Origin of the sequence: Cellulomonas oligotrophica (genome assembly GCF_013409875.1) — a bacterium.
In the GTDB taxonomy this organism is placed as follows: Bacteria; Actinomycetota; Actinomycetes; order Actinomycetales; family Cellulomonadaceae; genus Cellulomonas; species Cellulomonas oligotrophica.
Genome location: NZ_JACCBK010000001.1, coordinates 3,706,011 through 3,725,948, shown reverse-complemented (window position 1 = coordinate 3,725,948; position 19,938 = coordinate 3,706,011). Strand labels below are relative to the sequence as shown.

The window sequence follows — 19,938 nt, the reverse complement described above, 5'->3', positions numbered from 1 at the left end:
GCGCCCAGCCTACGGACGCCCGGCCGACGCCCCGTCACCGCGACCGGCGCTGCCCTGCGGCTCGGCCCCTGCACCCGCGCGTCCGTGCAGGAGGAACCGGGCGACGCCTCCGACGACGCCGAGCAGCCCGAGCAGCACGCCCACCCCGCCGAGCCGCGCCGCCCACGCCGCGGGCCCGTCCACCCGGGACGACCAGAGGAGGACCTCGACGAGGGCCGCGCCACCGCGGCCGCCCCCGGGGCCGTCGGCGACGGAGGCGGCGACGGCGAGCACCAGCGACGACAGCAGGGCCAGGCCCGTGCCACCCACGATGAGCGCCGGGGCCGAGAGCCGTCCCCCGTCCTCGCGAGCCGCCCCGGTTGCACCGAGCAGCAGGGTGGCGCCGAACCAGACCACGAAGAGCACCAGCCACAGTCCCGCAGCGAGGACGCCGGCCGCAGCGGCGAACATCGCCACCTGCGACCACTCCATGCCCGCGACCACCCGCACGAGCAGCGCCGTACCGATCCCGACGAACGACTGCACGAAGCCCCAGCCGAGCAGCCGCCCCGCGACGGCACCGAGGCCTCCCACGCGCCAGCCCTGCACGACGACGGGCACCAGCCCGGCCACGGCGAGCGCGCCGATGAGCAGCAGCATCGGCCCCTCGGGCCCGCGCGGGGCCGGATCGACGAACATCCCGTGCGCCACCAGCACGAGCACGACCCCGACGGGCTGGAGGGCGACGCCCCACCACGCGAACCGACGTCCCTGCGCCGGCGCGGGCGGTGCGACGCCGGCCCGCACCCGCGGGTCCCCGCTCCAGCCCCGGGGACGGGCCTGCCGCTGCGATGCCCTGGTCACGCGGACCAGCGTGCCAGGACATCACGAGCCCCGACTCACCCCTCCCGCCGAGGTCCACCTGCCGGGCCCTCCGGCGCACACGCACACCGGGCACGGTCACCGCGCGCCCCGCAGGATGGGCCGGTGACCTCCACGCCTCACGGGCTGCGTCGCCGGTGGCTGTTCGCCGACCAGCTCGGGCCGCACTTCCTCGACCACCCGGACCAGCCCGTGCTGCTCGTGGAGTCGCGGGCGGCGTTCCGTCGTCGGCGCTACCACCGGCAGAAGGCGCACCTGGTGCTGTCCGCGTTGCGGCACCGCGCCGCCGAGCTCGGCGACCAGGCCGTCGTGGTCCGCGCCGACACGTACGGCGAGGCCCTCGCCCAGGTCGACGAGCCCCTCGACGTGTGCGCCCCCACCTCACGCGGCGCGCTGCGTCTCGTCGAGAGCCGACCCGGGCTGGAGGTGCTCCCCCACCGGGGATTCGTCACGGCCCGCGACGACTTCGAGCGCTGGGCCGGTGCGCAGCGCGGCGGCCTGCGCCTCGAGCACTTCTACCGCACCGCCCGCCGCGTGCACGGCGTCCTCATGGACGGCGACGCCCCCGCAGGCGGCCGGTGGAACTTCGACCACGAGAACCGCGAACCCCCGCCCCGCACGCCCCGCCTCGACGTGCCGGGCCCGTGGCTGCCGCAGGAGGATGACATCGACGCCGAGGTCCGCGCCGACCTCGACCACTGGGAGGCCGACGGCGACGTCACCTTCGTCGGCCGCGACGGCCCGCGCCGGTTCGCCGTGACGCGCGCGGAGGCCGTGGCCGCCCTCGACCGCTTCGTCGAGCACCGCCTGCCGACGTTCGGCCGCTACGAGGACGCCATGCTCGCCGCGGACCCGTGGATGTCCCACTCGATGCTCTCGGCCCCCATGAACCTCGGCCTGATCGACCCCCGCGAGGCCATCGACCGCGCCGAGCACGCCTACCGCACCGGCCACGCCCCGATCGCCTCCGTCGAGGGCTACGTCCGCCAGCTCCTCGGCTGGCGCGACTACGTCTGGCACGTCTACTGGCACACCGGCCCCGACTACCGCGAGAGCAACGCGCTCGACGCCCGCACCCCGCTGCCCACCTGGTTCACCGACCTCGACGCCGACGCCGTCGAGGCCCGCTGCCTGCGCGAGACCCTCGCCCAGGTCCGCGACACCGGCTGGGTCCACCACATCCCGCGCCTCATGGTGCTCGGCAACTGGGCCCTCCAGCGCGGCTACGACCCCGCCGCGCTCACCGACTGGTTCCACGAGTCCTTCGTCGACGGCTACGCCTGGGTGATGGCAGCGAACGTCATCGGCATGAGCCAGCACGCCGACGGCGGCTTCATGGCCACGAAGCCCTACGCCTCCGGCGGCGCCTACATCAAGCGCATGTCCGACTACTGCGGCGGCTGCCGCTACCGCCCCGACGTCCGCGTGGGCGACAACGCCTGCCCCTTCACCGCCGGCTACTGGTGGTTCCTCCACCGCAACCGCGACACCCTCTCCCCCAACCACCGCATGGCCCAGCCCCTCGCCGGCCTCACCCGCCTCCGCGACCGCGACGCCCTCGTCGACCAGGAACACCGCCGCGGCCAGGAACCACCCTGACGCGTCATGTCCGGCAAGGTGTTCATTCTGCAGAGAGTGACCTCCAGGGTGACTCTCTGCAGAATGAACAGCCGAGACTGCGGCCTACCTGGACCATCCCTCCGACGACGCGCTGACGCGCCGCATCACGCGCCTCCGCCCTGCACGACTCCTCCGGGCCTGCGCAGGACCGCGACAAGTGCTTCGGGAGCCGTGCTCGACGGGCGGTCGCTGACCTGTCCGTCCCCCAGCTCGACGACCCGCCATGCTCCGTCCTCCCGGAGCACCATGTCGACGGTCACGAAGGGCAGGCCGAGGGCGGCGACGCGCGGTGCGACGTCGGTGAGATCCGGGGGCGGCGGCATCATCTCCGGCGTGTCGGGGTGAGCCGTGATCAGGCGGCACTCACCGTCGACCCACCACGTGCGCGCCTCGGCGGACACGAACCTCTCGAACCGTCGCACGACGAGCCCACCGACCAGGTCCTCGCCGCGCAGCTCGACGAAGCGCCCGGCAACCCTGCGCGCGACGGGGATGTCGGCGACGTCCGGGATGTATGCCGCCTCGTCCCAGTGGTGCTTGAGCGACTTCGTGTAGTCCCGCAGCACCGCGGGGCCTGGTCCGAGCGCACGGCACCGGTCCTCGAGCTCGTCGAGGTCCGGCCCGTGGGTCCACAACGACTCCGGCGTCACCGGGGCGAGCGCGGCGAACCAGCCCGGCAGCTCGTGCGCGGTGCGGTACGCGGTCGCGGACGTCCGCAGGTGACGGCCACGCGCGGCAAGACGCTCCTCGAGCTGCCGGTAGTCCTCGGAACGGAGCATCCAGCCGCGATAGACGACGTCGTCGTCCCCCTCGGGGAGGCGGACGATCGCTTCGTCGGGGCGGCCCGCCGCCAACGCGTCATGATCCACGAGTCCGACGAGGCAGCCGGCCTCCCGCGCAGCGATCCCCTCGGCCCGGAAGTGCTCGTCGACGCGGCGCGGGTCGAGCGGATCAGCCGGCAGGAGGAGCAGCATGCACCGATCATGCCTGGGGTGAACGCCCCCACCGATACGGGTCAACCGAAGTCGGGGCAGTTCCATCGACTGGTCGACCGCGTCAACAATGCTGCAGGTCAGTACACGTAGCGGCCCCCGTCGGCGCTGCGGGTCGAGCTCTCGGCCCGCCACGATCGCCTGACGTACCCGCGGCTGGCCACGTCGACGACGGCCACAGCGAGCCCCGCCACGTACACGGAGCACGCGACGACGAACTGAGACCCGGTCGCCTCCCCCGAGAAGATCATCGAGCCGAGACTCAGGGGACTCGTCGACGGTGGTGACAGCACTGCGACGCTGCAGATCACCACCGCGGGGCACCAGGCGAAGGCGATCCCGCAGATGGCGCCGGCTCCCATGGTCAAGCCGCTGAACAACAACAGGCTCCGGACCATGCCCGGGCCCACGGCGGCGTCCGAGGCTGCCGCCGCGACAGCCACGACGGCCAGTGAGACCAGCGACGCGAGGAGGTACGAACCTGCACGCACGGCAGCGGTCCGCAAGGTACGACGGAGGACAGCTGACGGCCACGTGCCGTGCGCCACGCCCGTGCCCAGTGCCAGCAGGAGCGGGACGACCATCGTCGCCGCGAAGGGCGGCTGGACGGCGATCGGACCGATCCGACTGATGTACTCCTGACGGAAGACGAGCCCGATGACGAGCCCCCCGGCGAAGTAGGGCACCGCCGCCCCGAACCCCGTCGCACTCAGTGCGGCACGTACGGTCGTCACCGCACGTGCCGCACTTTCACCGGGCGTCAGAAGTGCGCGTACGTGCACTGTGCGAACTCCTGCGCCATCACGGACGCCTGCTCCGGCGAGAGGATGTCTCCCTCGAAAGCCACGTCCTCCACCACTCCGGGGTCCGCGAGGCTCACCCACGTGACGACGAGTGCCTGCAGGTCCTCCCAGTATCGCTCCGACGGCGGTAGATCTCCCTTGACCTGCGCGCAGTGGACGGGTTGCACGATGCCGCTCGCGATCTCCCAGAGCGAGGGCTCCTGGCCCTGCAAGTGCTCCGGCATCACGTACACCGCGGCCGTCCCGTCGCGCGCCTCCTGCGGCAGCTCCGTCCGACTCGCTTCGACGAGCCGTCGTGGGACCAGGTCTCCATAACCGTTCTCGCGAGCCACCGAGACGAGAACCCAGAACTGCTCCTGAAAGCCCGTCATGACGCGTTCATGCTGGGGATAGAAGCATGTCGGCACGGTCTGGACCGCGCCGCACAACGACGGCGAGGTCTCCACCGGGACCAGGCGCTCGCCCGGCACGAGGACCGACCCCGCCGCGACAGCCACGAGAGCCGCACCTGCCACGGCGACCTCCGACCGGGAGGGCCGGGGCTTGTGCATCGGATCGACAGGGCGTGGCAGGAGAAGTGCTGCGGTCGTGATCAGCAGCAGGAGCAGCTGGGCACCGAGGTACGTCGGCGAGTAGGCGTACCCGATACGCGGAAGAGTAGCCCCGCCGAACTCCAGCAGCGCCAGCCCATCACCGGGAGCAGACGCGAAGAACAGCAACGCGAAGACCGACAGAGCCCCCAGCGCACCGGCCATCACGACCCCGACGAATCGACCGAGGGTCGTGCCGATGGCAGCAAAGAGGGTGAGCATCGCGAGCTGGACCATGATGGCGAGGACGACCCCGGGATCCCCGACGGGTGGGGCGGACACCACGAGCACGCCGGCGACGACGACGAGGTGCGCAGTTCCGACCACTGCGGCATAGGCGAGGGTGACCGCGAAGGCAGGGGTTCGGGTCACCGGGCGCTTGAAGAGGTGAGACCCGCCCTGCACGGTGAGCGCGGTATCGATCGCTGCGAGACCTGCGACGACAGGACCGACGACGATGAAGGCGACCGGCACCCAGTCGACCGTCCACACCAGGTCGCCGCGCCACTGCATCCCGCGCTGCAGCGCGACCGAGATCTCCGCGGCGATCGTCGCCAGCGCAGCCCACATCACCAGGCCGTTGCGCGCGAAGTACTGGACGACGCGCCATGTCTTCACCGTCGATGCATCCTCTCGAGCAGATGCCGCCGACGAGGATGGCGCGGCACCGTCGAGACCCGACAGCTGCGGATCACGCATGTGCGGTACGCCCCTCGATCAGCGCGATCAGACCTCGCTCGACGGCCTCCGCGGCGGGCCTCCCCGTGGCGCTCCCGCCCGCCAGACCACGGGTCGAGCCGGTGAAGACGACACGGCCGGCGTGCAGGGCCACGACGTGGTCAGCAGTGGAAGCCACGTCTTCCGAGAGGTGCGTCGACAGGAGGACGGACCTGTCCTCGCCGAGCCGCTGCAGCAGCCCTCGGATCTCCCGACGCTGAATCGGGTCCAGTCCGACGGTCGGTTCGTCCAGGATGATGACCGCCGGGTCCCCGAGAAGAGCCTGAGCGATGCCGAGGCGCTTCACCATGCCGCCGGACAGACTCCCGATGCGGGACGCGGACCGCTCGGTGAGGTCGACCAGCGCGAGCGCGTGGTCGATGTCCTTCTCACGGATCTGCTGGCCCTTTCCCGACCGGCACCAGGCCACGAACCTGAGATAGTCCCTCACGCGCGGCCGACGGGGTCCGGCGAAGTCCTGCGGGAGGTAACCGACACCGCCTGCAGCCCCGCGAGGCGCCGTGCACTCGATGGAACCACCGTCAGCCCTGAGGAGCCCGGCCGCGAGCTGCATGAGCGTCGTCTTGCCCGCTCCATTCGCCCCCAGAAGGGCCGACACGCCGACGTCGAGCTCCACGTCCACGGGACCGAGCACGAACTCACCTCGCTTCTTCACGAGGGACGTGGCGACCAACATCGGCGCAGCATGCTGCGCGGTCGGGCGAGTCACTTCATCTCTCCGTTCACCAGCTGTCGGAAGCCGAGCAGGACGGTCCGCTCTCGACATCAGGACGCAGCGGGATGTCGATCGCCATCCTTAGCACCCCCGACCCGCCGCCACCTACACCCTCAAGGACGAAGAGCCCGATATCGGCTGCTCGCGAACGCGATCTCGTCGCAGGAGCGAGGCCCGGGGACACCTGGAGGCCCGTGAGCGCGACAGGCCGCGGCCCCCCGACGCACGAAGGCCGCCGCCCTTCGCAGGGCAGCGGCCTTCGATCCACGACGAACTCGCGGCGGCGCTGTCAACCGAGTTCGACGAACTCGGTTGCACAGTGGAGGTGGCGGGAATCGAACCCGCGTCCGATGACGTGGAACCAGGGATTCTCCGGGTGCAGTCTGCAGCAGATTTTCTCAGCCCCCGCGATCACGCAGACAAGTCGCGGACGGGCTCAGTCAGCTAAGAGTCCCGATGACCTCACTGACGAAGGTCACCAGCAGTGGCTCTCTAGATGACGCCAGGAACTAGACCGAGAGCATGTCTAGGCTGACGGACTTCGAAGGCTCGCTCAGGCGGCGAGGGCGAAGTCGGTGCGCTTGGAATCGGCACCTGTGTGTTGCACGGAGCGTTGACGAGATAACCGTGCGTCCTCGACCCGCTTCTCCTGGCTCGACGATCACCGTCGAAACCGATCACCCCCAGGGTGGTGTGCACTTGTCAAGCGCCTGCGCCCCGAGGGGCACCTGCGCGGTCTAGCGTACGTCACAACACCGGGGCCCGTCGTCGGGATTCCCGCACGGATCACCCGGTCGCTGCTGCCGTCGTCGCCCTGCCGGAGGCTCCCGTGTCGCGCATCGCCCTGGTCCGCCCGCCCGTCGACGCCCTGGACTCCGGGGTGGTGGACCACATCGAGAAGGTGCCGGTGGACGTGCCGCGGGCGCGCGAGCAGTGGGCGGGGTACGTGGCGGCGCTGCAGGGTGCGGGGTGGCGGACGGTGCAGGTGCCCGAGTCGCCCGCGCACCCGGACTCGGTGTTCGTGGAGGACACGGTGGTGGTCTACGGGCGCTCGGCGGTGATCACACGGCCGGGGCACCCGTCGCGGCGCGGCGAGCAGGACGCGACGGCGGCGGTGGTGGCGGACCTGGGGCTGGACGTGGTGCACCTGCCGGCGGGCACGCTGGACGGCGGGGACGTGCTCAAGGTCGGGTCCACGGTGTTCGTGGGGCGCTCGGACCGCACGGACGACGAGGGCGTGCGGGCGCTGCGGCGGGTGCTGACGCCGCTGGGGGCGACCGTGGTGGCGGTGCCGGTGACGACGGTGCTGCACCTGAAGACGGCGGTGACGGCGCTGCCGGACGGCACGGTGATCGGGTACGAGCCGTTCGTGGACGAGCCGCGGCTGTTCGGGCGGTTCTGCCCGGTGCCGGAGCCGGAGGGTGCGGCGGTCGTGGTGCTCGGGCCGGACGAGGTGCTGCTCTCGGCGTCCGCGCCGCGCACGGCGCAGCTGCTGACGTCGTTCGGGTACGCGGTGCGCACGGTCGAGGTCGACGAGTTCGAGAAGCTCGAGGGCTGCGTGACGTGCCTGTCGGTGCGGGTCCGGGACCTGCCCGACGGCGCCTGACCGCTCCCCCACGCCTGGGCACGGGCCGGGCGGCCGGTCAGAGGTCGGGGGCGCAGGTGCCCTGGCCGAGCTGGGCCAGGCCGTACCGGTCGCCGTCCTGGAACGTCGTCACGTCGGGGGCGATCTGCGGGTTCATGAGCTGGCCCGGGTCGTCGACGTGCCCGAGGCCGACGAGGTGCCCGACCTCGTGCCGCAGCACGCGCAGGTACCCGGGGTCGCCGGCGGCGTCCTTCGGCTCGTCGAGCAGCGCGGTGTCGAGCACCACGGCGCCGGAGACGTACACGGCGTAGTCGAGATCGGCACGGGTCAGGGAGACGGGTGCGGCGAGGCCGGCGACGGCCCCGGCGAGCGACGGCACGGCCTGCTCGTCGGCGAAACCGATGAGCACGGGCGCCCACCGGTCGCCGTAGCGCTCGGGCTGGTGGTGGGAGCGGTCGAGGCTCGCGGGCTCGTCGGTGACGCCGTCGGAGACGACCTGCAGTCCCGTCGCGGCGCTGACCTCGGCCATGACCGCGTCGACCTGGGCGGCGAACCCCGGCGGGGCGTCGTCCCGGGTGATGACGTAGTGCAGGGGCCGGCACGGCGACCACGCCACGGGGGTGGCGGTGCCCTGCGCCCCGTCCTGGGTCTGCCCGAACGCGTACAGGGCGCCGGTGTCCTCGACCGCGGGCGGCTGCCCGAGGGGTGCGGCGGCCTCCTCCAGGCCCGGCTCGGGGCCCGTGCTGCCGAGCAGCACCTGACCGCCGATGTCGATGCGGGTGTGCTGCACGGCGTCGGCGACCGTCCACCCGGGCTCCCACGTGCCGACCCACCGGACCACCTGGGACACCAGCAGGGCCCCGCCGACCACCACGGACAGCATCGGCAGGAGCGTGCCGCGGTGGCGGACGGGGGCGGGCACCGGCGGCGCGGGTGCGGGCGGAGCTGTCAGCTGCTCCGGCGCGAGGCGCTGCTGCGGCACCCCCGCGCTCGCCGGTGCGGACGCGCGCGCAGCGGCCTCGGCCCGCCAGCGTGCGGGGACCTCGGTCGTCGACCGGTCGGTCAGCGGCGCGTCCACGTCCCGCCCATCGGCCGGTGGCCCGGTGCCGCTGAGCGGGCGCGCGACTTCTCACCTGCACGGACGCACCGCACCCGGGCCCGACGGGGTGCGTCGGGCCCGGGCGGCGGGTGCCGGGGTCAGGCCACGGGGCCCTGCGCGAGGGTCACGGTGGCCTCCTGCTGCTCACCGGTGGTGCCCGAGGTCCAGGTGACCGTCACCTCGTCGTCGGGGTCGTAGCCGGACATGATCGTCGACAGGTCGTCGGCCGAGGTGACGGCCTGCCCGTCGACGGCGGTGATGGTGTCGCCCGCGGCGAGGCCGGCCTCGGCGGCGGGGGTGCCGTCGATGACGCCGCCGACCACGGCGCCGGTGGCCGTCTCGGCGAACGGGTCGCCCTGCCCGCCGGGCCCGAACCCGCTGCCCGTGCCGCTGGCGAGCTGCACCCCGAGGAACCCGGGGTACCCGACGGTCACGGTGTCGGTCTCCTCACCGGTCTGGATCTGCGTGACGATCGCCAGGGCGTCCTGCACGTCCACCGCGTACGCCACGGTGTAGGTGCCACCGGTCGACGCGGCCGTGGTCATGCCCACGACCTCGCCCTCGTCGTCGACGAGCGGCCCGCCCGAGTCGCCCGAGACGACGGCCGCCTCGAACTCGATCAGCCCGGACAGCGTCTCGGAGTCCCCGGACGACGACGTCGACGCGGTCATGGTCTGGTCCGTGGCCGTGACGGCACCGGCCGCCGCGAGCAGCTCGCCGCCACCGTTGGCATTGCCGACCGCCGTGACCTCGTCGCCCGTGGTCACGCCGCCGTCGTCGTCGAGCGCGACCGTGTCGAGGCCGCTCGCGCCGTCGAGCTGCAGCAGCGCGACGTCCGCGCTCGCGTCGTAGCCCAGCACCGTGGCCGTGTACGTCTCGCCGGTGGACTCGATGGTCACGGTGATCTCCGTCGCGCCCTCGATGACGTGGTGGTTGGTCAGCACCAGGCCGTCCGACGTCAGCACCATGCCCGTGCCGGCGGCCTCGCCCCCGGAGTACCCGAGGGTCGTGTCGATGACGACGACGCCGACCTGCTGCTCGTCCGTCGCCGCCGTGGTGGTCTGCGTGCTCGACGAGCCGTCCGCCGAGCCGCTCGACCCCGCGTCGGGGAGGGTGCCCTGACCCGGCAGGGTGCCCTCGGACCAGCCCGGCGGGACCGCCGTGCCGTCGTCGGCGGCGCTGCCGTCGTCCGTGGTCGCGTCGTCGGTGGCCGTGTCCGTCGTCGACGTCGTGCTCGCCGTGGCGTCCGGGTGCGTGGCCGCGTACGCGACCCCGCCGCCGGCGACCAGGCCCACCGCGAGCGCGGCGACCGTCGTCAGGACGAGCGGCAGCTGGCCGACCCGTCGCTGCGTGCGCACGGGCGCCGGGGCGCCCTCGTGCGGGACCGGGGCCGCGAGGGCCCCCTGCGCGCCGGGCTCCGCGCCGGGCGCCGTGCTCACGTTCTGCTGCTCCGTCATGTCCCCTACTCCACCCCGCGGACCCGGGAGCGCCCTGACCGGACCCCATGAGCAGCCTGAGAGACGACGCCCGGCCCTGTGCGGACGCCCAGGTGGCGCCGGACGCACGACGGCCCGCCCACCCGTGCTGTCGAGGACGCGGGTGGGCGGGCCGTGGACCGGTGCCCGTCAGGGAGTCGTCAGTCGGTGGAGCCCTCCTGCTCCTGCTGGAAGCGCTCGAAGGGCACGCGGCCGTCGTCGGACCAGCCGCCGCGCACCTCCTGCACCGCGGACGTGCGGTCGGCCACGAGCGTCACGAACGACACCGCTCCCCCGCCGGTGACGAACCCGACGAGCAGCGCGGCCGCAGCGGCACCGGCGGCGACCCCCAGGCGCACCGTGCGCTTCGGGCGCGGGGCCGCCGGTGCGGGGGTTGCCGGGTAGGGCGTGCCGTACGCCGCCGCGTACACCGGTCCGGGCTGCGCGGGGGCAGGCGGGGCGGCAGCGGGCGCGGTGGGCTGAGCGGCAGCAGGCGGGACGGGCGGCGCGGGGCTCGTCGCCGCGGGGGCAGGCGCCGCAGCGGCGGTCGCCACCGGGGCGGGCGACGCCGGAGCGGGGGGCGCCGGGGCGGGGAGCGGCGCGGGCGACGCCTGCGCGGTCGCCGCGGCGGGCGTGTACGGCGCGGTGCCGTACGGCAGCGGCGCGGGTGCCGCCGCCGGCGCCGGGGCCGGGAGCGCCTGGGTGGCGTCCACGGGCGGGAGCGGCTGCGTCGCGTCGACGGGCGGCACCGGGGCCGTCGCGTCGGGCGGGGTGCTCGTGGTCTGCGGTGCCGCGGCGCGCTGCGCGGCACCGGGCGTGATCGTCCCCTCGTCCATCTGAGGTCACCTTCTCGTCCTGGGCGCCCCGGGTGGCGCCGACCGTCCCCCAGACCACCCCACCCGCCCGTGGGCGGCCTGCACGAACGGTGGGAGCAGCCTGTGCATTGCGGAGAGCCGCAAACCCAACTAGACACCGAGTGTCTACACCGCGTGTACAGTCGCGCCATGACCGTTCCGATGGCGATCCTGGCGTTCCTCGGCGAGCAACCTGCTCACGGCTTCGCCCTCAAGCAGCGCTACGACACACTGCTCGGCCACGGTCGCGAGCTGAGGTCCGGGCAGGTCTACTCGACCCTCGCGCGGCTCGAGCGCGACGGACTGGCGCGGGGCCTCGAGGTCGAGCGCGGCGAGGGACCGGACCGTCGGGTCTACGCCATCACCGACGACGGCGTCACCGAGCTCGACCACTGGCTGGCCACCCCCCACTCCCCCGGCGCACGCGCGAGCGAGCTGTTCACCAAGGTCGTGCTCTCGCTCGTCGCCGGGCGCGATGCGGGGACCTTCCTCGACGCCCAGCGCGCGACCTACCTCGCACGCATGCGCGAGCTCACCGCGGCACGCCACGACGGCGACGTCGTCGACCGTCTCGCGAGGGACTACGAGATGGCCCACCTGGAGGCCGACCTGCGATGGGTCGAGGTGGCGACAGCGCGGATGGGTGAGGTCGCGGCACGCATCGGCGCCCAGCGATGACACGGGTCGCGCTCGCGGGCCACGACCTGCGGCTGTCCTTCGGCCCGACGCCGGTGCTGCGTGGGGTCGACGTGTCGCTCGCCGCGGGTGAGGTCGTCGCGGTCATGGGGCCGTCCGGGTCGGGCAAGTCGACGCTCCTGCACGTCCTGGCCGGGCTCCTGCGGCCGGACGCGGGAGCCGTGGAGCTGGACGGGCAGCGGATCGACGACCGGTCGGACGCCGTGCGGTCGGACCTGCGGCTGCGGCGGCTCGGGTTCGTCTTCCAGTTCGGCGACCTGGTCCCCGAGCTCACCGTGGTCGAGAACGTCGAGCTGCCGCTGCGACTGACCGGTGTCGCCCGCGGGCCGGCGCGTGCCCGGGCGCTGGAGGCTCTCGACGGGCTCGGCGTGGCCGACGTCGGGGGGAAGCGGCTCAGCGAGGTGTCCGGCGGCCAGGCGCAGCGGGCGGCCGTCGCGCGGGCCCTGGTCCACAGGCCGGCCGTCGTGCTCGCCGACGAGCCGACCGGTGCGCTCGACACCGTGACCGGCGAGCTGGTCCTGGAGGCGTTGGTGACCGCGGCGACGACGACCGGCACCGCCGTCCTGCTGGTCACGCACGAGCCGCGCGTCGCGTCGTGGGCCGGCCGGGAGATCCAGATCCGCGACGGTCGGGTCGCCGGCACGGTGCCGTCACGGTGAGCGCTCTGCTGCCCCTGAGCCTGCGACTGGCTCGTGCCGGCGGGCCGCGCCGGTCCTGGGTCGTCGGGATCGGCAACGCGGTCGCGACGGCGCTGCTGTGCACGACCGCTGCGATCCCTGCCGCGCTCTACCCCGCCGGGCAACCCGTCGACCCCGTGGAGCGGGCGAACGTCGCGGCGGTGCTCGCGTTCAGCCTGCTGCCCGCGACGGTCCTGCTCCTGACCGCGGGCCGCGCGTCGAGCGCGGTGCGCGACCGACGGCTCGCCGCCCTCCGGCTGCTCGGACTGACCCGTGCCCGCACCGCGGTGCTGGCGGCGCTCGAGAACGGCATCCTCGGACTCGCCGGTGCCCTGGCCGGCCTCGTGGCGTTCCTCGCGACCGCGCCGCTCGTCGACCGCGTCGTCGCGTCGGGTCCCCGCTGGTTCAGCGCGCCCCTCAGCGCGACACCCGCGCAGGCAGCGACCGTCGTCCTCGGCGTCGTGCTCGTCTCCGCGGGGCTCGGGGCGGCCACGCAGCACGGGACGACGCACAGCCCCGCGGCCCGGCGCTCCGAGGCGTCCCGACGCGATCCCAGCCCGTGGCGGATCGCGCTCGTGGGCGTCGCCGTCGGGCTGATGGCCACGGTGGCGGCGCCCGGCCCGGCCGCCGCGCTCGTCGACGAGGTGGGCGTGGCGATGCTGCTGGTCGGCGCGATGTCCGGGGCGCTGGCCGTCGCACTCACCACCCCGCTGATCACGACGTGGCTGGCCGAGGCCCTGGTGCGCTCGCGCCCGACATCGGCCCTGATGGCGGGCCGCGCACTCCAGGCCGAGCCCGCGGGACCGGCACGGCTCGTCGCCGGCGTCGGCGTGGCGGTCTACCTGGTCCTCGCCGCCCTGGCCGTCCTGAGCGCCTACGAGTCGACGCCCCAGTACCGGTTCGCGCTGCAGACGATCCGGCAGGGACCGCAGCAGATCTTCGTCCAGACCGCCGGAGGACCAGCACCGCTGGGAGCCGACCGCCTCGCGCCGCTCGCCGACGTGCCCGGGGTCCGTGCCGTCGTCCCGCGCTTCGATGCCGCGGTCGAGGGGTGGTGCGACGTCGAGCGCGAGCCGTGCGTCCCCGCCGTCTTCGTCGGCACCTGCGCCGACCTCGCCCAGCTCATGGTGGTCTCCGGCTGCGACGACACCGCAGCCGGTGTGATCGAGCTGCGCAACGTCGCAGGGACGGACAACGGGTGGCGACCGGACCGTGGCGCGCTCGACACCGTCTCCCACCTGCCGATCCGCTTCGGCGAGGACGGCGCCACCGCCGACGTGCGGCTCGGCGAGCCGCTGGTGCAGGACTCCGGGGCCACCCAGGAGCGGTGGGTCTACCAGTCGCCGTACAACGTGTTCGTCCCCCGCTCCGTCGCGGTCGCTGCGGGCACGCACCCCGACGCGGCGGTAGTCGTCGCCGACGGTGGGCTCGACGTGCAGCAGGCCGTCGCCGCCGCTGCAGGCTCGTCCCTGACGGTGCGGCCCTACCCGCTCGACGACTACGACGCGGTCGTCCGGGTCCGCGTGGTCGTGACGACGTTGTCCGCGATCGTCGTGGGCGTCGGGCTGCTCAGCCTCGCCGTGACAGCCCTCGACCGTGCGGCCGAGGGGCGCCGTTCGATCGCACGCCACCTGGCGGTGGGCGTGCCGGCACGGGTCCTGCGGACGTCCCAGGTGCTCCAGACCTTCCTCCCGCTGGCGGTCGCGATCACCCTGGCGACCACCCTCGGCGCGCTCATGGCGCGGGCGTTCGCGGCACTCGCCCAGTGGCCCGCGCTGTCCGACGGGGTGCAGGTGGTCCTCGTCGCACTCGCTTCCTTGATCGGCGGCGTGCTCGTCTCGCTCACCACGGTGCCGCTCGTGCGGACCCGCCTCAGCCCGGAGCTCCTGAGACGCGAGTAGGACGCACCCACCGCCCGACCACGGTGCGGTGCGGGGCGTCGTCCCCCACGATGGGGTGATGGACCTGCCCGTCATGCCGCCGGTCGCGCCGATGCTGGCCAAGGCCGCCCCGCAGATCCCCGACGTGGGGCACGTGGAGCCCAAGTGGGACGGGTTCCGCACGATCGTGTTCCGCGACGGCGACGACGTCGAGCTCGGGTCGCGCAACGGCAGGTCGATGACGAGGTACTTCCCCGAGCTCGTCGAGGCGCTGAAGGCGAACCTGCCGCCGCGGTGCGTGGTCGACGGGGAGATCGTCGTGGTGCAGGGCGACCGGCTCGACTTCGACGCCCTCCAGCAGCGCATCCACCCGGCCGCGTCGCGGGTGCGGCTGCTGGCGGAGCAGACGCCCGCATCGTTCGTCGCGTTCGACCTGCTGGCGCTCGGCGACGACGACCTCATGCGCGTGCCGTTCGGGCAGCGGCGCGCCCTGCTGGTCGAGGCGCTGGCCGATGCCCGCCCGCCGGTGCACGTGACGCCCGCGACGGGCGACCTGGCGCAGGCGCAGCGGTGGTTCACGCAGTTCGAGGGCGCGGGGCTCGACGGGGTCGTCGCCAAGCCGCTGGACGGCACCTACCAGCCGGACAAGCGCGTCATGGTGAAGGTCAAGCACGAGCGCACCGCCGACTGCGTCGTCGCGGGGTTCCGGTGGCACAAGTCCGGCGACGTCGTCGGGTCGCTGCTGCTGGGGCTGTGGTCGGGCGACGACCTGCGGCACGTCGGCGTCAGCGCGTCGTTCCCCATGGCCCGGCGCCGCACCCTGCTGGACGACCTCGCGCCGTACCGGGACGTCGAGCTCGCCGACCACCCGTGGGGGTCGTGGGCCGACCAGTCCGCGCACGAGGGACGGCGCATGCCCGGTGCCGTCAGCCGGTGGACCGGCACCAAGGACCTGTCGTTCGTGCCGCTGCGCCCCGAGCTCGTCGTCGAGGTCGCGTACGACCACATGGAGGGCGACCGGTTCCGCCACACCGCGCAGATGCGCCGCTGGCGGCCCGACCGCGACCCGCGCTCGTGCACGTACGCCCAGCTCGAGGAGCCCGTGCGGTTCGACCTCGCGCAGGTCCTCGGCCTCTGAGCCGGGCGCAGGCCCGCGTGCGCCCGGGCGGGCGACCTCAGACCACGAGCACGGCCACCGTGACGACGGCCGTCGCGACGATCTCCCCCGCGCCCAGCGCCGCCGGCGTGGCCCGCGGCCAGCGCACCGGCACGAGCGCCGCCCGCACCGTGAGCGCCAGCCCGACCGCGAGCAGCAGCGGGTGCACCACCGCCCCCGCCGCCGCGACACCCGCGTGGTAGACCACCGACGCGCGCCGCACCCTCGGGTCGTCGCGCTCGCGGATCATCGACTTCACGTAGACGACGGTGCCGAGCAGGTACGCGAGCAGCACCGCGGTGGCCAGCAGCACGTCGGGCGTCAGGCCGGACGACGGCGCACCGGCCGGACCGGTCGCGCGGCTCCCCAGGGACGCCGCCACCGGTGCCATGAGGCACGCGGCCAGCACCGTGACCGCGTCGTTCCACCACGACCGGTCCGCCCGCCGCACCGACGCCCACAACGACGCGGCGAGCAGCGGGGCGAACACCGGCGCCCACGCCAGCAGGTGCGGGGCGGTGGCCACGAGCGCGACGCCGAGGACGCCCGCCGCGGCGCCGTACACGACGACGGGCGGCCGGTACCGGGCCCGCCGCCGCGCCTTCAGCCACAGCCCCGCCGCGTGGTACGCCAGGTAGCCCACCAGCCATGCGGCCAGCAGCAGCACGTGCACCCCGCGCCACCCGCCGAGGGTCGCGCCCACCACCGGCGGGACGACGAGCATCGCCCAAGCCCCGTGCTGCCGCGGCACCCACCCGGGCCCCGGGCGCCGCCTCGCCGCCGGCCGGGCCGGTGCGGGGGTGACGGGTGCGCTCACCCCGTCACCGTAGGCGGGCCCGTCCGGGGCGGTCGCAGGACCCAGGTCCGTGGCCGCCCGGCGCGCGCAGCGGCGTGCACCGCCCTACCGTCGGCTCGTCGGGTGCGACCCGCACCCGCCCCACCCGTCCCCCCCCGGAGGTCGTCATGCCCACCGCCACGCTCCACGGCACGGTCCTCGCCCACGCCGGCGACGACGAGGTCGTCCGCATCGAGGGCAACGTGTACTTCAAGCCCTCGACCGTGCGGGCCGACCTGCTCGAGGCGTCCCCCACCCCGTACACGTGCCCGTGGAAGGGCGTGTGCCAGTACTGGTCGGTCCGCGACGGCGACACGCTGCTCGCCGACCGCGCCTGGTCCTACCCGGAGCCGTACCCGGGCGCCATCGAGCGCGTCGGCACGGACTTCGCCGGGTGGGTGGCGTTCTGGAAGGAGGTCGAGGTCTCCTGACCCCGACCGGCCCCGGGGCGGGGCGTCAGCGGTCGCGCTTCTCGCGGATCGCTCGCTCCGCCTCGAGGTTGTCCTGCCGCTCGCGCAGCGCCTGGCGCTTGTCGTAGTCCTTCTTGCCGCGGGCGAGCGCGATCTCGACCTTCGCCCGGCCGTCGAGGAAGTACAGCGCGAGGGGCACGATGGTCTGCCCCTTCTCGCGGGTCTTGGCCTCGAGGCGGTCGATCTCCTCGCGGTGCAGCAGCAGCTTGCGCTTGCGGCGCGGCGCGTGGTTGGTCCAGGTGCCCTGCGCGTACTCGGGGATGTGCACGCCGTGCAGCCACGCCTCGCCGCCCTCGACCTCGGCCCAGCCGTCGACCAGCGACGCCCGGCCGGCGCGCAGCGCCTTGACCTCGGTGCCCGTGAGCATGACCCCGGCCTCGAACACGTCCTCGATGACGTAGTCGTGCCTGGCCTTGCGGTTCGCGGCGACGAGCGTGCGCCCGTCCGCCCGGCCCTTGGCCACGACGCACCTCCAGTCCTCGCCCCGCAGGGCGTCGTGGGCGCGCCGCGGACCGGCGCGCGCCGACGGACGAGCCTACCTGCGACCCGTCGCCCCCACCCAGCGGATTCCCGGGCGCCCGGGCGGGCGCAGGCCCCGGGCCGCTGCCGTCACAGGCCCAGGTAGGAGCGGGGGTTGACGGTCGCACCGTTGATGTACACCTCGAAGTGCAGGTGGCACGCGGCCGACGTCCCCGTGTTGCCGGCGTACCCGATGAGCTGGCCGGCGCTGACGGTCGAGCCCGCGCCCACCGTGAACACGGACATGTGGTTGTAGCTCGACATGAGCGACGACCCGTTGACCCAGCCGTGGTCGATCATCACCTGGTTGCCGTACCCGCTGCGGAACCGGGCCCACTGCACCGTCCCCGAGCGGCCCGCGTAGACCGGCTCCCCGCACCGGTCGCGCAGGTCGATGCCCGCGTGCATGCGGTAGTAGCCGAGCACCGGGTGCAGGCGCATCCCGTACTCCGACGTCACGTAGATCGGGCTGTGCGCGGTGGGGTTGGCGAACATCGCGCCGGCGGGCGCCGCGGGCGGCTGCACCGAACCTCCGCCTCCCCCGCCGCCGGACGACCCGCCCGAGCCCGCGTTCGCGGCGGCCTCGCGCTCGCGCTGCTCCCGCTGCTCCTGGACGATCTTCGCCAGGTCGGACGCGAGGTTCGACCGGGCCCGCTCCTGCTTCGCGACCTGCGCCTCGGCGTCGGCCTTCTGGTCCTCGATCGACGCGAGCTTCGCGGTCTGCTGCTCCTGGAGGTCCTCCAGCTCGGCCTTGGCCTCGGCAGCCTCCTGCTCGCGCTGCTGCGCCTCGGCCAGCGCCGCGTCCGCCTCCGCCTTGAGCTCGGCGACCTTCTCGCGGACCGCCTCGAGCCGGACCTGGGCGTTCTCGTTCTCCGCGACCAGCGTCTGCAGGTCGCCCAGCACCTGCGCCTGCGTGCGCATGGCCGTGGACACCAGCCCGTACCGCTCGACGAACTCCTCCGAGCTCTCCGCGTCGAGCATCACGCTCATGCCGGAGACGTCCCGGCCGCCGCGGTACGCCTCGCGGGCCATCTGCCCGATGGTCGCGCGCACCTCGTCCTCGCGGGACCGGTCGACGTCGATCTGCTCGGCGACCTCGACCTCCTCGGCCTCGGCGTCCTGCAGCCGCAGCGCGTACTCGTCCGCGAGGCGCTGGGCCTCCTGCGCCGCCGCGACCGCGGTGTCGAGCCGCTCCTGCGCCGCGGGCATCTGCGCCTCGATCTCGGCGAGCTCGGCGACGGTCTCGGCGAGGTCGCCCTCGAGGTCCTCGAGCGCCGCGGCCAGCTCGCCCGCGCGCTCGTCGGCCTCGGCGAGCTTCTGCTCCGTCTGCGTGCGCCTGTTCTCCAGGTCGTCGGCCAGCGCGGGCCCGGCGACGACGGCGGGCAGGACCACGGCCAGGGCGGCGGCCGCGGCGGTGGCGGCCCGGAGCAGGCGGTGCGTGCGGTGGCTCATGTCACACCTTCGTGTAGCGGCTCAGCGTCACGATCGAGGAGACGGCGGCGAGGGCGATCGCCACGACGACGAGCCACGGGGCGACCGCGACCACGTCCGACGTGCCGACGTACGGGATCCAGGTGACGGACTGCCCGAGCCAGTCGGTGACGAGGTACTGCACCCCGAGCCAGAGCCCGCCGATGGCGAGCGCGGCACCGACGGTCGCCGCGAGGGCGCCCTCGAGCATGAACGGCAGCTGGATGAACAGGGTCGACGCCCCGACCAGGCGCATGATCCCGGTCTCGCGGCGCCGGCTCATCGCGGACAGCCGGATGGTGGTGGTGATGAGCAGCACCGCCGCGAGCAGCATGATCGCCGCGAGCCCGCCGGCCGCCCACGTGGCCCGGTCCAGCACGAGGAACAGGTTGTCGAAGAGCCGGCGCTGGTCCTCGACCGCCTCGACGCCGGGCCGCCCCGAGACGACGTCCGCGACCACCTGGTACTGCTCGGGGTCGGTGAGCTTGATGCGGTAGGAGGAGTTCATGTCGTCGGCCGTGGCCGCGGACGCCCAGAACTGGTCGCCGAACTGCTCCTGGAAGGCCTCGTAGGCCTCCTCCTTGCTCTCGGTGTAGATCTGCTCGATGAACGGCGCCACCTCGGGCGCCTCGAGCGCGGCGAGGATCTCCTGCCGCTGGTCCTGCGTGATCTCGCCGCCGGCGCACGTGGGCTCCGGGGACCCGGCGGGGCAGAGGAAGACGGACACCTCGACCTTGTCGTACCAGTCGTCCTTCATCTTGCCGATCTGCGCCTGCAGGAGCGCGGCGGACCCGAGGAAGGTCAGCGAGACGAACGTGACGAGCACGACCGAGATGGTCATCGACAGGTTCCGGCGCAGGCCGATGCCGATCTCGGAGAGGATGAACTGGAAGCGCACGTCTC

General features: G+C 73.9%; 19 protein-coding genes and 1 other RNA gene. 7 read left to right on the top strand and 13 right to left on the bottom strand.

Going from position 1 to position 19,938, the window contains the following annotated elements:
- Positions 1-9 precede the first annotated feature (9 nt).
- Complete coding sequence (locus BKA21_RS17035) at positions 10-843, bottom strand: hypothetical protein (protein WP_140460151.1); 834 nt, start codon at positions 841-843, stop codon at positions 10-12.
- Positions 844-966: 123 nt separating this feature from the next.
- Between BKA21_RS17035 and BKA21_RS17030 the strand changes: the two genes are divergently transcribed.
- Positions 967-2,460, top strand: coding sequence for a cryptochrome/photolyase family protein (locus BKA21_RS17030; RefSeq protein ID WP_239072896.1), 1,494 nt, complete (start codon positions 967-969; stop codon positions 2,458-2,460).
- Positions 2,461-2,585: 125 nt separating this feature from the next.
- Here BKA21_RS17030 and BKA21_RS17025 read toward each other — a convergent pair whose 3' ends face one another.
- From BKA21_RS17025 to ssrA, 5 genes are all read right to left on the bottom strand, one after another.
- Positions 2,586-3,455: an ATP-grasp domain-containing protein gene (locus BKA21_RS17025; protein WP_140460150.1), complete on the bottom strand. Its 870-nt coding sequence runs from the start codon at positions 3,453-3,455 to the stop codon at positions 2,586-2,588.
- A 98-nt stretch (positions 3,456-3,553) separates the two neighbouring features.
- On the bottom strand, positions 3,554-4,207 hold the full coding sequence (locus BKA21_RS17020; protein WP_140460149.1) for a hypothetical protein: 654 nt from the start codon (positions 4,205-4,207) through the stop codon (positions 3,554-3,556).
- 26 nt (positions 4,208-4,233) lie between these two features.
- A complete protein-coding gene (locus BKA21_RS17015) occupies positions 4,234-5,565 on the bottom strand; it encodes a hypothetical protein (RefSeq protein WP_140460148.1) in 1,332 nt (443 codons plus the stop codon).
- Positions 5,558-6,280 carry an ATP-binding cassette domain-containing protein gene (locus BKA21_RS17010; RefSeq protein WP_140460147.1) on the bottom strand — a complete coding sequence of 241 codons (723 nt, stop codon included), beginning with the start codon at positions 6,278-6,280 and terminating at the stop codon, positions 5,558-5,560. Before BKA21_RS17010 ends, BKA21_RS17015 begins: the two co-directional genes overlap by 8 nt.
- Positions 6,281-6,636: 356 nt before the next feature.
- Positions 6,637-7,004, bottom strand: a transfer-messenger RNA (tmRNA) gene (gene ssrA / locus BKA21_RS17005).
- Positions 7,005-7,148: 144 nt separating this feature from the next.
- Here ssrA and ddaH point away from each other — a divergent pair.
- Positions 7,149-7,925, top strand: a complete 777-nt coding sequence (ddaH, locus tag BKA21_RS17000) for a dimethylargininase (RefSeq protein WP_140460146.1) — start codon at positions 7,149-7,151, stop codon at positions 7,923-7,925.
- Between the two features lie 37 nt (positions 7,926-7,962).
- On the opposite strand, the gene BKA21_RS20300 is transcribed toward ddaH, so the two are convergent.
- From BKA21_RS20300 to BKA21_RS16985, 3 genes are all read right to left on the bottom strand, one after another.
- Positions 7,963-8,982, bottom strand: a complete 1,020-nt coding sequence (locus BKA21_RS20300) for a matrixin family metalloprotease (RefSeq protein WP_170209093.1) — start codon at positions 8,980-8,982, stop codon at positions 7,963-7,965.
- 119 nt (positions 8,983-9,101) lie between these two features.
- Positions 9,102-10,460 (bottom strand): S1C family serine protease, encoded by a 1,359-nt coding sequence (locus BKA21_RS16990; protein WP_140460144.1) that lies wholly within the window; start codon positions 10,458-10,460, stop codon positions 9,102-9,104.
- A gap of 179 nt (positions 10,461-10,639) precedes the next feature.
- Positions 10,640-11,314 carry a hypothetical protein gene (locus tag BKA21_RS16985; RefSeq protein WP_140460143.1) on the bottom strand — a complete coding sequence of 225 codons (675 nt, stop codon included), beginning with the start codon at positions 11,312-11,314 and terminating at the stop codon, positions 10,640-10,642.
- Between the two features lie 168 nt (positions 11,315-11,482).
- On the opposite strand from BKA21_RS16985, the gene BKA21_RS16980 reads away from it, so the two are divergent.
- Genes BKA21_RS16980 through BKA21_RS16965 form a run of 4 tightly spaced genes read left to right on the top strand, consistent with a single transcriptional unit; the run spans position 11,483 to position 15,723 of the window.
- Positions 11,483-12,010, top strand: a complete 528-nt coding sequence (locus tag BKA21_RS16980; RefSeq protein WP_140460142.1) for a PadR family transcriptional regulator — start codon at positions 11,483-11,485, stop codon at positions 12,008-12,010.
- Positions 12,007-12,687, top strand: coding sequence for an ABC transporter ATP-binding protein (locus BKA21_RS16975; RefSeq protein WP_140460141.1), 681 nt, complete (start codon positions 12,007-12,009; stop codon positions 12,685-12,687). The genes BKA21_RS16980 and BKA21_RS16975 overlap by 4 nt, the downstream gene beginning before the upstream one ends.
- The gene (locus BKA21_RS16970; RefSeq protein WP_170209092.1) at positions 12,684-14,606 is read left to right on the top strand and encodes an FtsX-like permease family protein; all 1,923 of its coding nucleotides are present in this window, start codon (positions 12,684-12,686) and stop codon (positions 14,604-14,606) included. The genes BKA21_RS16975 and BKA21_RS16970 overlap by 4 nt, the downstream gene beginning before the upstream one ends.
- Positions 14,607-14,664: 58 nt before the next feature.
- Entirely contained in the window at positions 14,665-15,723 is a 1,059-nt protein-coding gene (locus BKA21_RS16965) for an ATP-dependent DNA ligase (RefSeq protein WP_140460139.1), read from the top strand.
- Positions 15,724-15,760: 37 nt separating this feature from the next.
- On the opposite strand, the gene BKA21_RS16960 is transcribed toward BKA21_RS16965, so the two are convergent.
- Entirely contained in the window at positions 15,761-16,558 is a 798-nt protein-coding gene (locus BKA21_RS16960) for a YwiC-like family protein (RefSeq protein ID WP_239072897.1), read from the bottom strand.
- A gap of 146 nt (positions 16,559-16,704) precedes the next feature.
- Between BKA21_RS16960 and BKA21_RS16955 the strand changes: the two genes are divergently transcribed.
- Positions 16,705-17,007, top strand: a complete 303-nt coding sequence (locus BKA21_RS16955; RefSeq protein WP_140460138.1) for a DUF427 domain-containing protein — start codon at positions 16,705-16,707, stop codon at positions 17,005-17,007.
- A gap of 25 nt (positions 17,008-17,032) precedes the next feature.
- On the opposite strand, the gene smpB is transcribed toward BKA21_RS16955, so the two are convergent.
- The 3 genes from smpB to ftsX form a co-directional block, all read right to left on the bottom strand.
- Positions 17,033-17,509 (bottom strand): SsrA-binding protein SmpB, encoded by a 477-nt coding sequence (smpB, locus tag BKA21_RS16950; RefSeq protein WP_140460137.1) that lies wholly within the window; start codon positions 17,507-17,509, stop codon positions 17,033-17,035.
- A 146-nt stretch (positions 17,510-17,655) separates the two neighbouring features.
- A complete protein-coding gene (locus BKA21_RS16945; RefSeq protein ID WP_140460136.1) occupies positions 17,656-19,017 on the bottom strand; it encodes a M23 family metallopeptidase in 1,362 nt (453 codons plus the stop codon).
- Position 19,018: 1 nt separating this feature from the next.
- A complete protein-coding gene (gene ftsX, locus BKA21_RS16940; RefSeq protein WP_140460135.1) occupies positions 19,019-19,933 on the bottom strand; it encodes a permease-like cell division protein FtsX in 915 nt (304 codons plus the stop codon).
- Positions 19,934-19,938 lie beyond the last annotated feature (5 nt).

Coding starts and splice junctions, on each gene's coding strand:
- BKA21_RS17025 (WP_140460150.1), bottom strand. CDS start 3,455: ATGCTGCTCCTCCTGCCGGCTGATCCGCTCGACCCGCGCCGCGTCGAC.
- BKA21_RS17015 (WP_140460148.1), bottom strand. CDS start 5,565: ATGCGTGATCCGCAGCTGTCGGGTCTCGACGGTGCCGCGCCATCCTCG.
- BKA21_RS17010 (WP_140460147.1), bottom strand. CDS start 6,280: ATGTTGGTCGCCACGTCCCTCGTGAAGAAGCGAGGTGAGTTCGTGCTC.
- BKA21_RS16990 (WP_140460144.1), bottom strand. CDS start 10,460: ATGACGGAGCAGCAGAACGTGAGCACGGCGCCCGGCGCGGAGCCCGGC.
- BKA21_RS16985 (WP_140460143.1), bottom strand. CDS start 11,314: ATGGACGAGGGGACGATCACGCCCGGTGCCGCGCAGCGCGCCGCGGCA.
- BKA21_RS16980 (WP_140460142.1), top strand. CDS start 11,483: ATGACCGTTCCGATGGCGATCCTGGCGTTCCTCGGCGAGCAACCTGCT.
- BKA21_RS16975 (WP_140460141.1), top strand. CDS start 12,007: ATGACACGGGTCGCGCTCGCGGGCCACGACCTGCGGCTGTCCTTCGGC.
- BKA21_RS16965 (WP_140460139.1), top strand. CDS start 14,665: ATGGACCTGCCCGTCATGCCGCCGGTCGCGCCGATGCTGGCCAAGGCC.
- BKA21_RS16955 (WP_140460138.1), top strand. CDS start 16,705: ATGCCCACCGCCACGCTCCACGGCACGGTCCTCGCCCACGCCGGCGAC.
- BKA21_RS16945 (WP_140460136.1), bottom strand. CDS start 19,017: ATGAGCCACCGCACGCACCGCCTGCTCCGGGCCGCCACCGCCGCGGCC.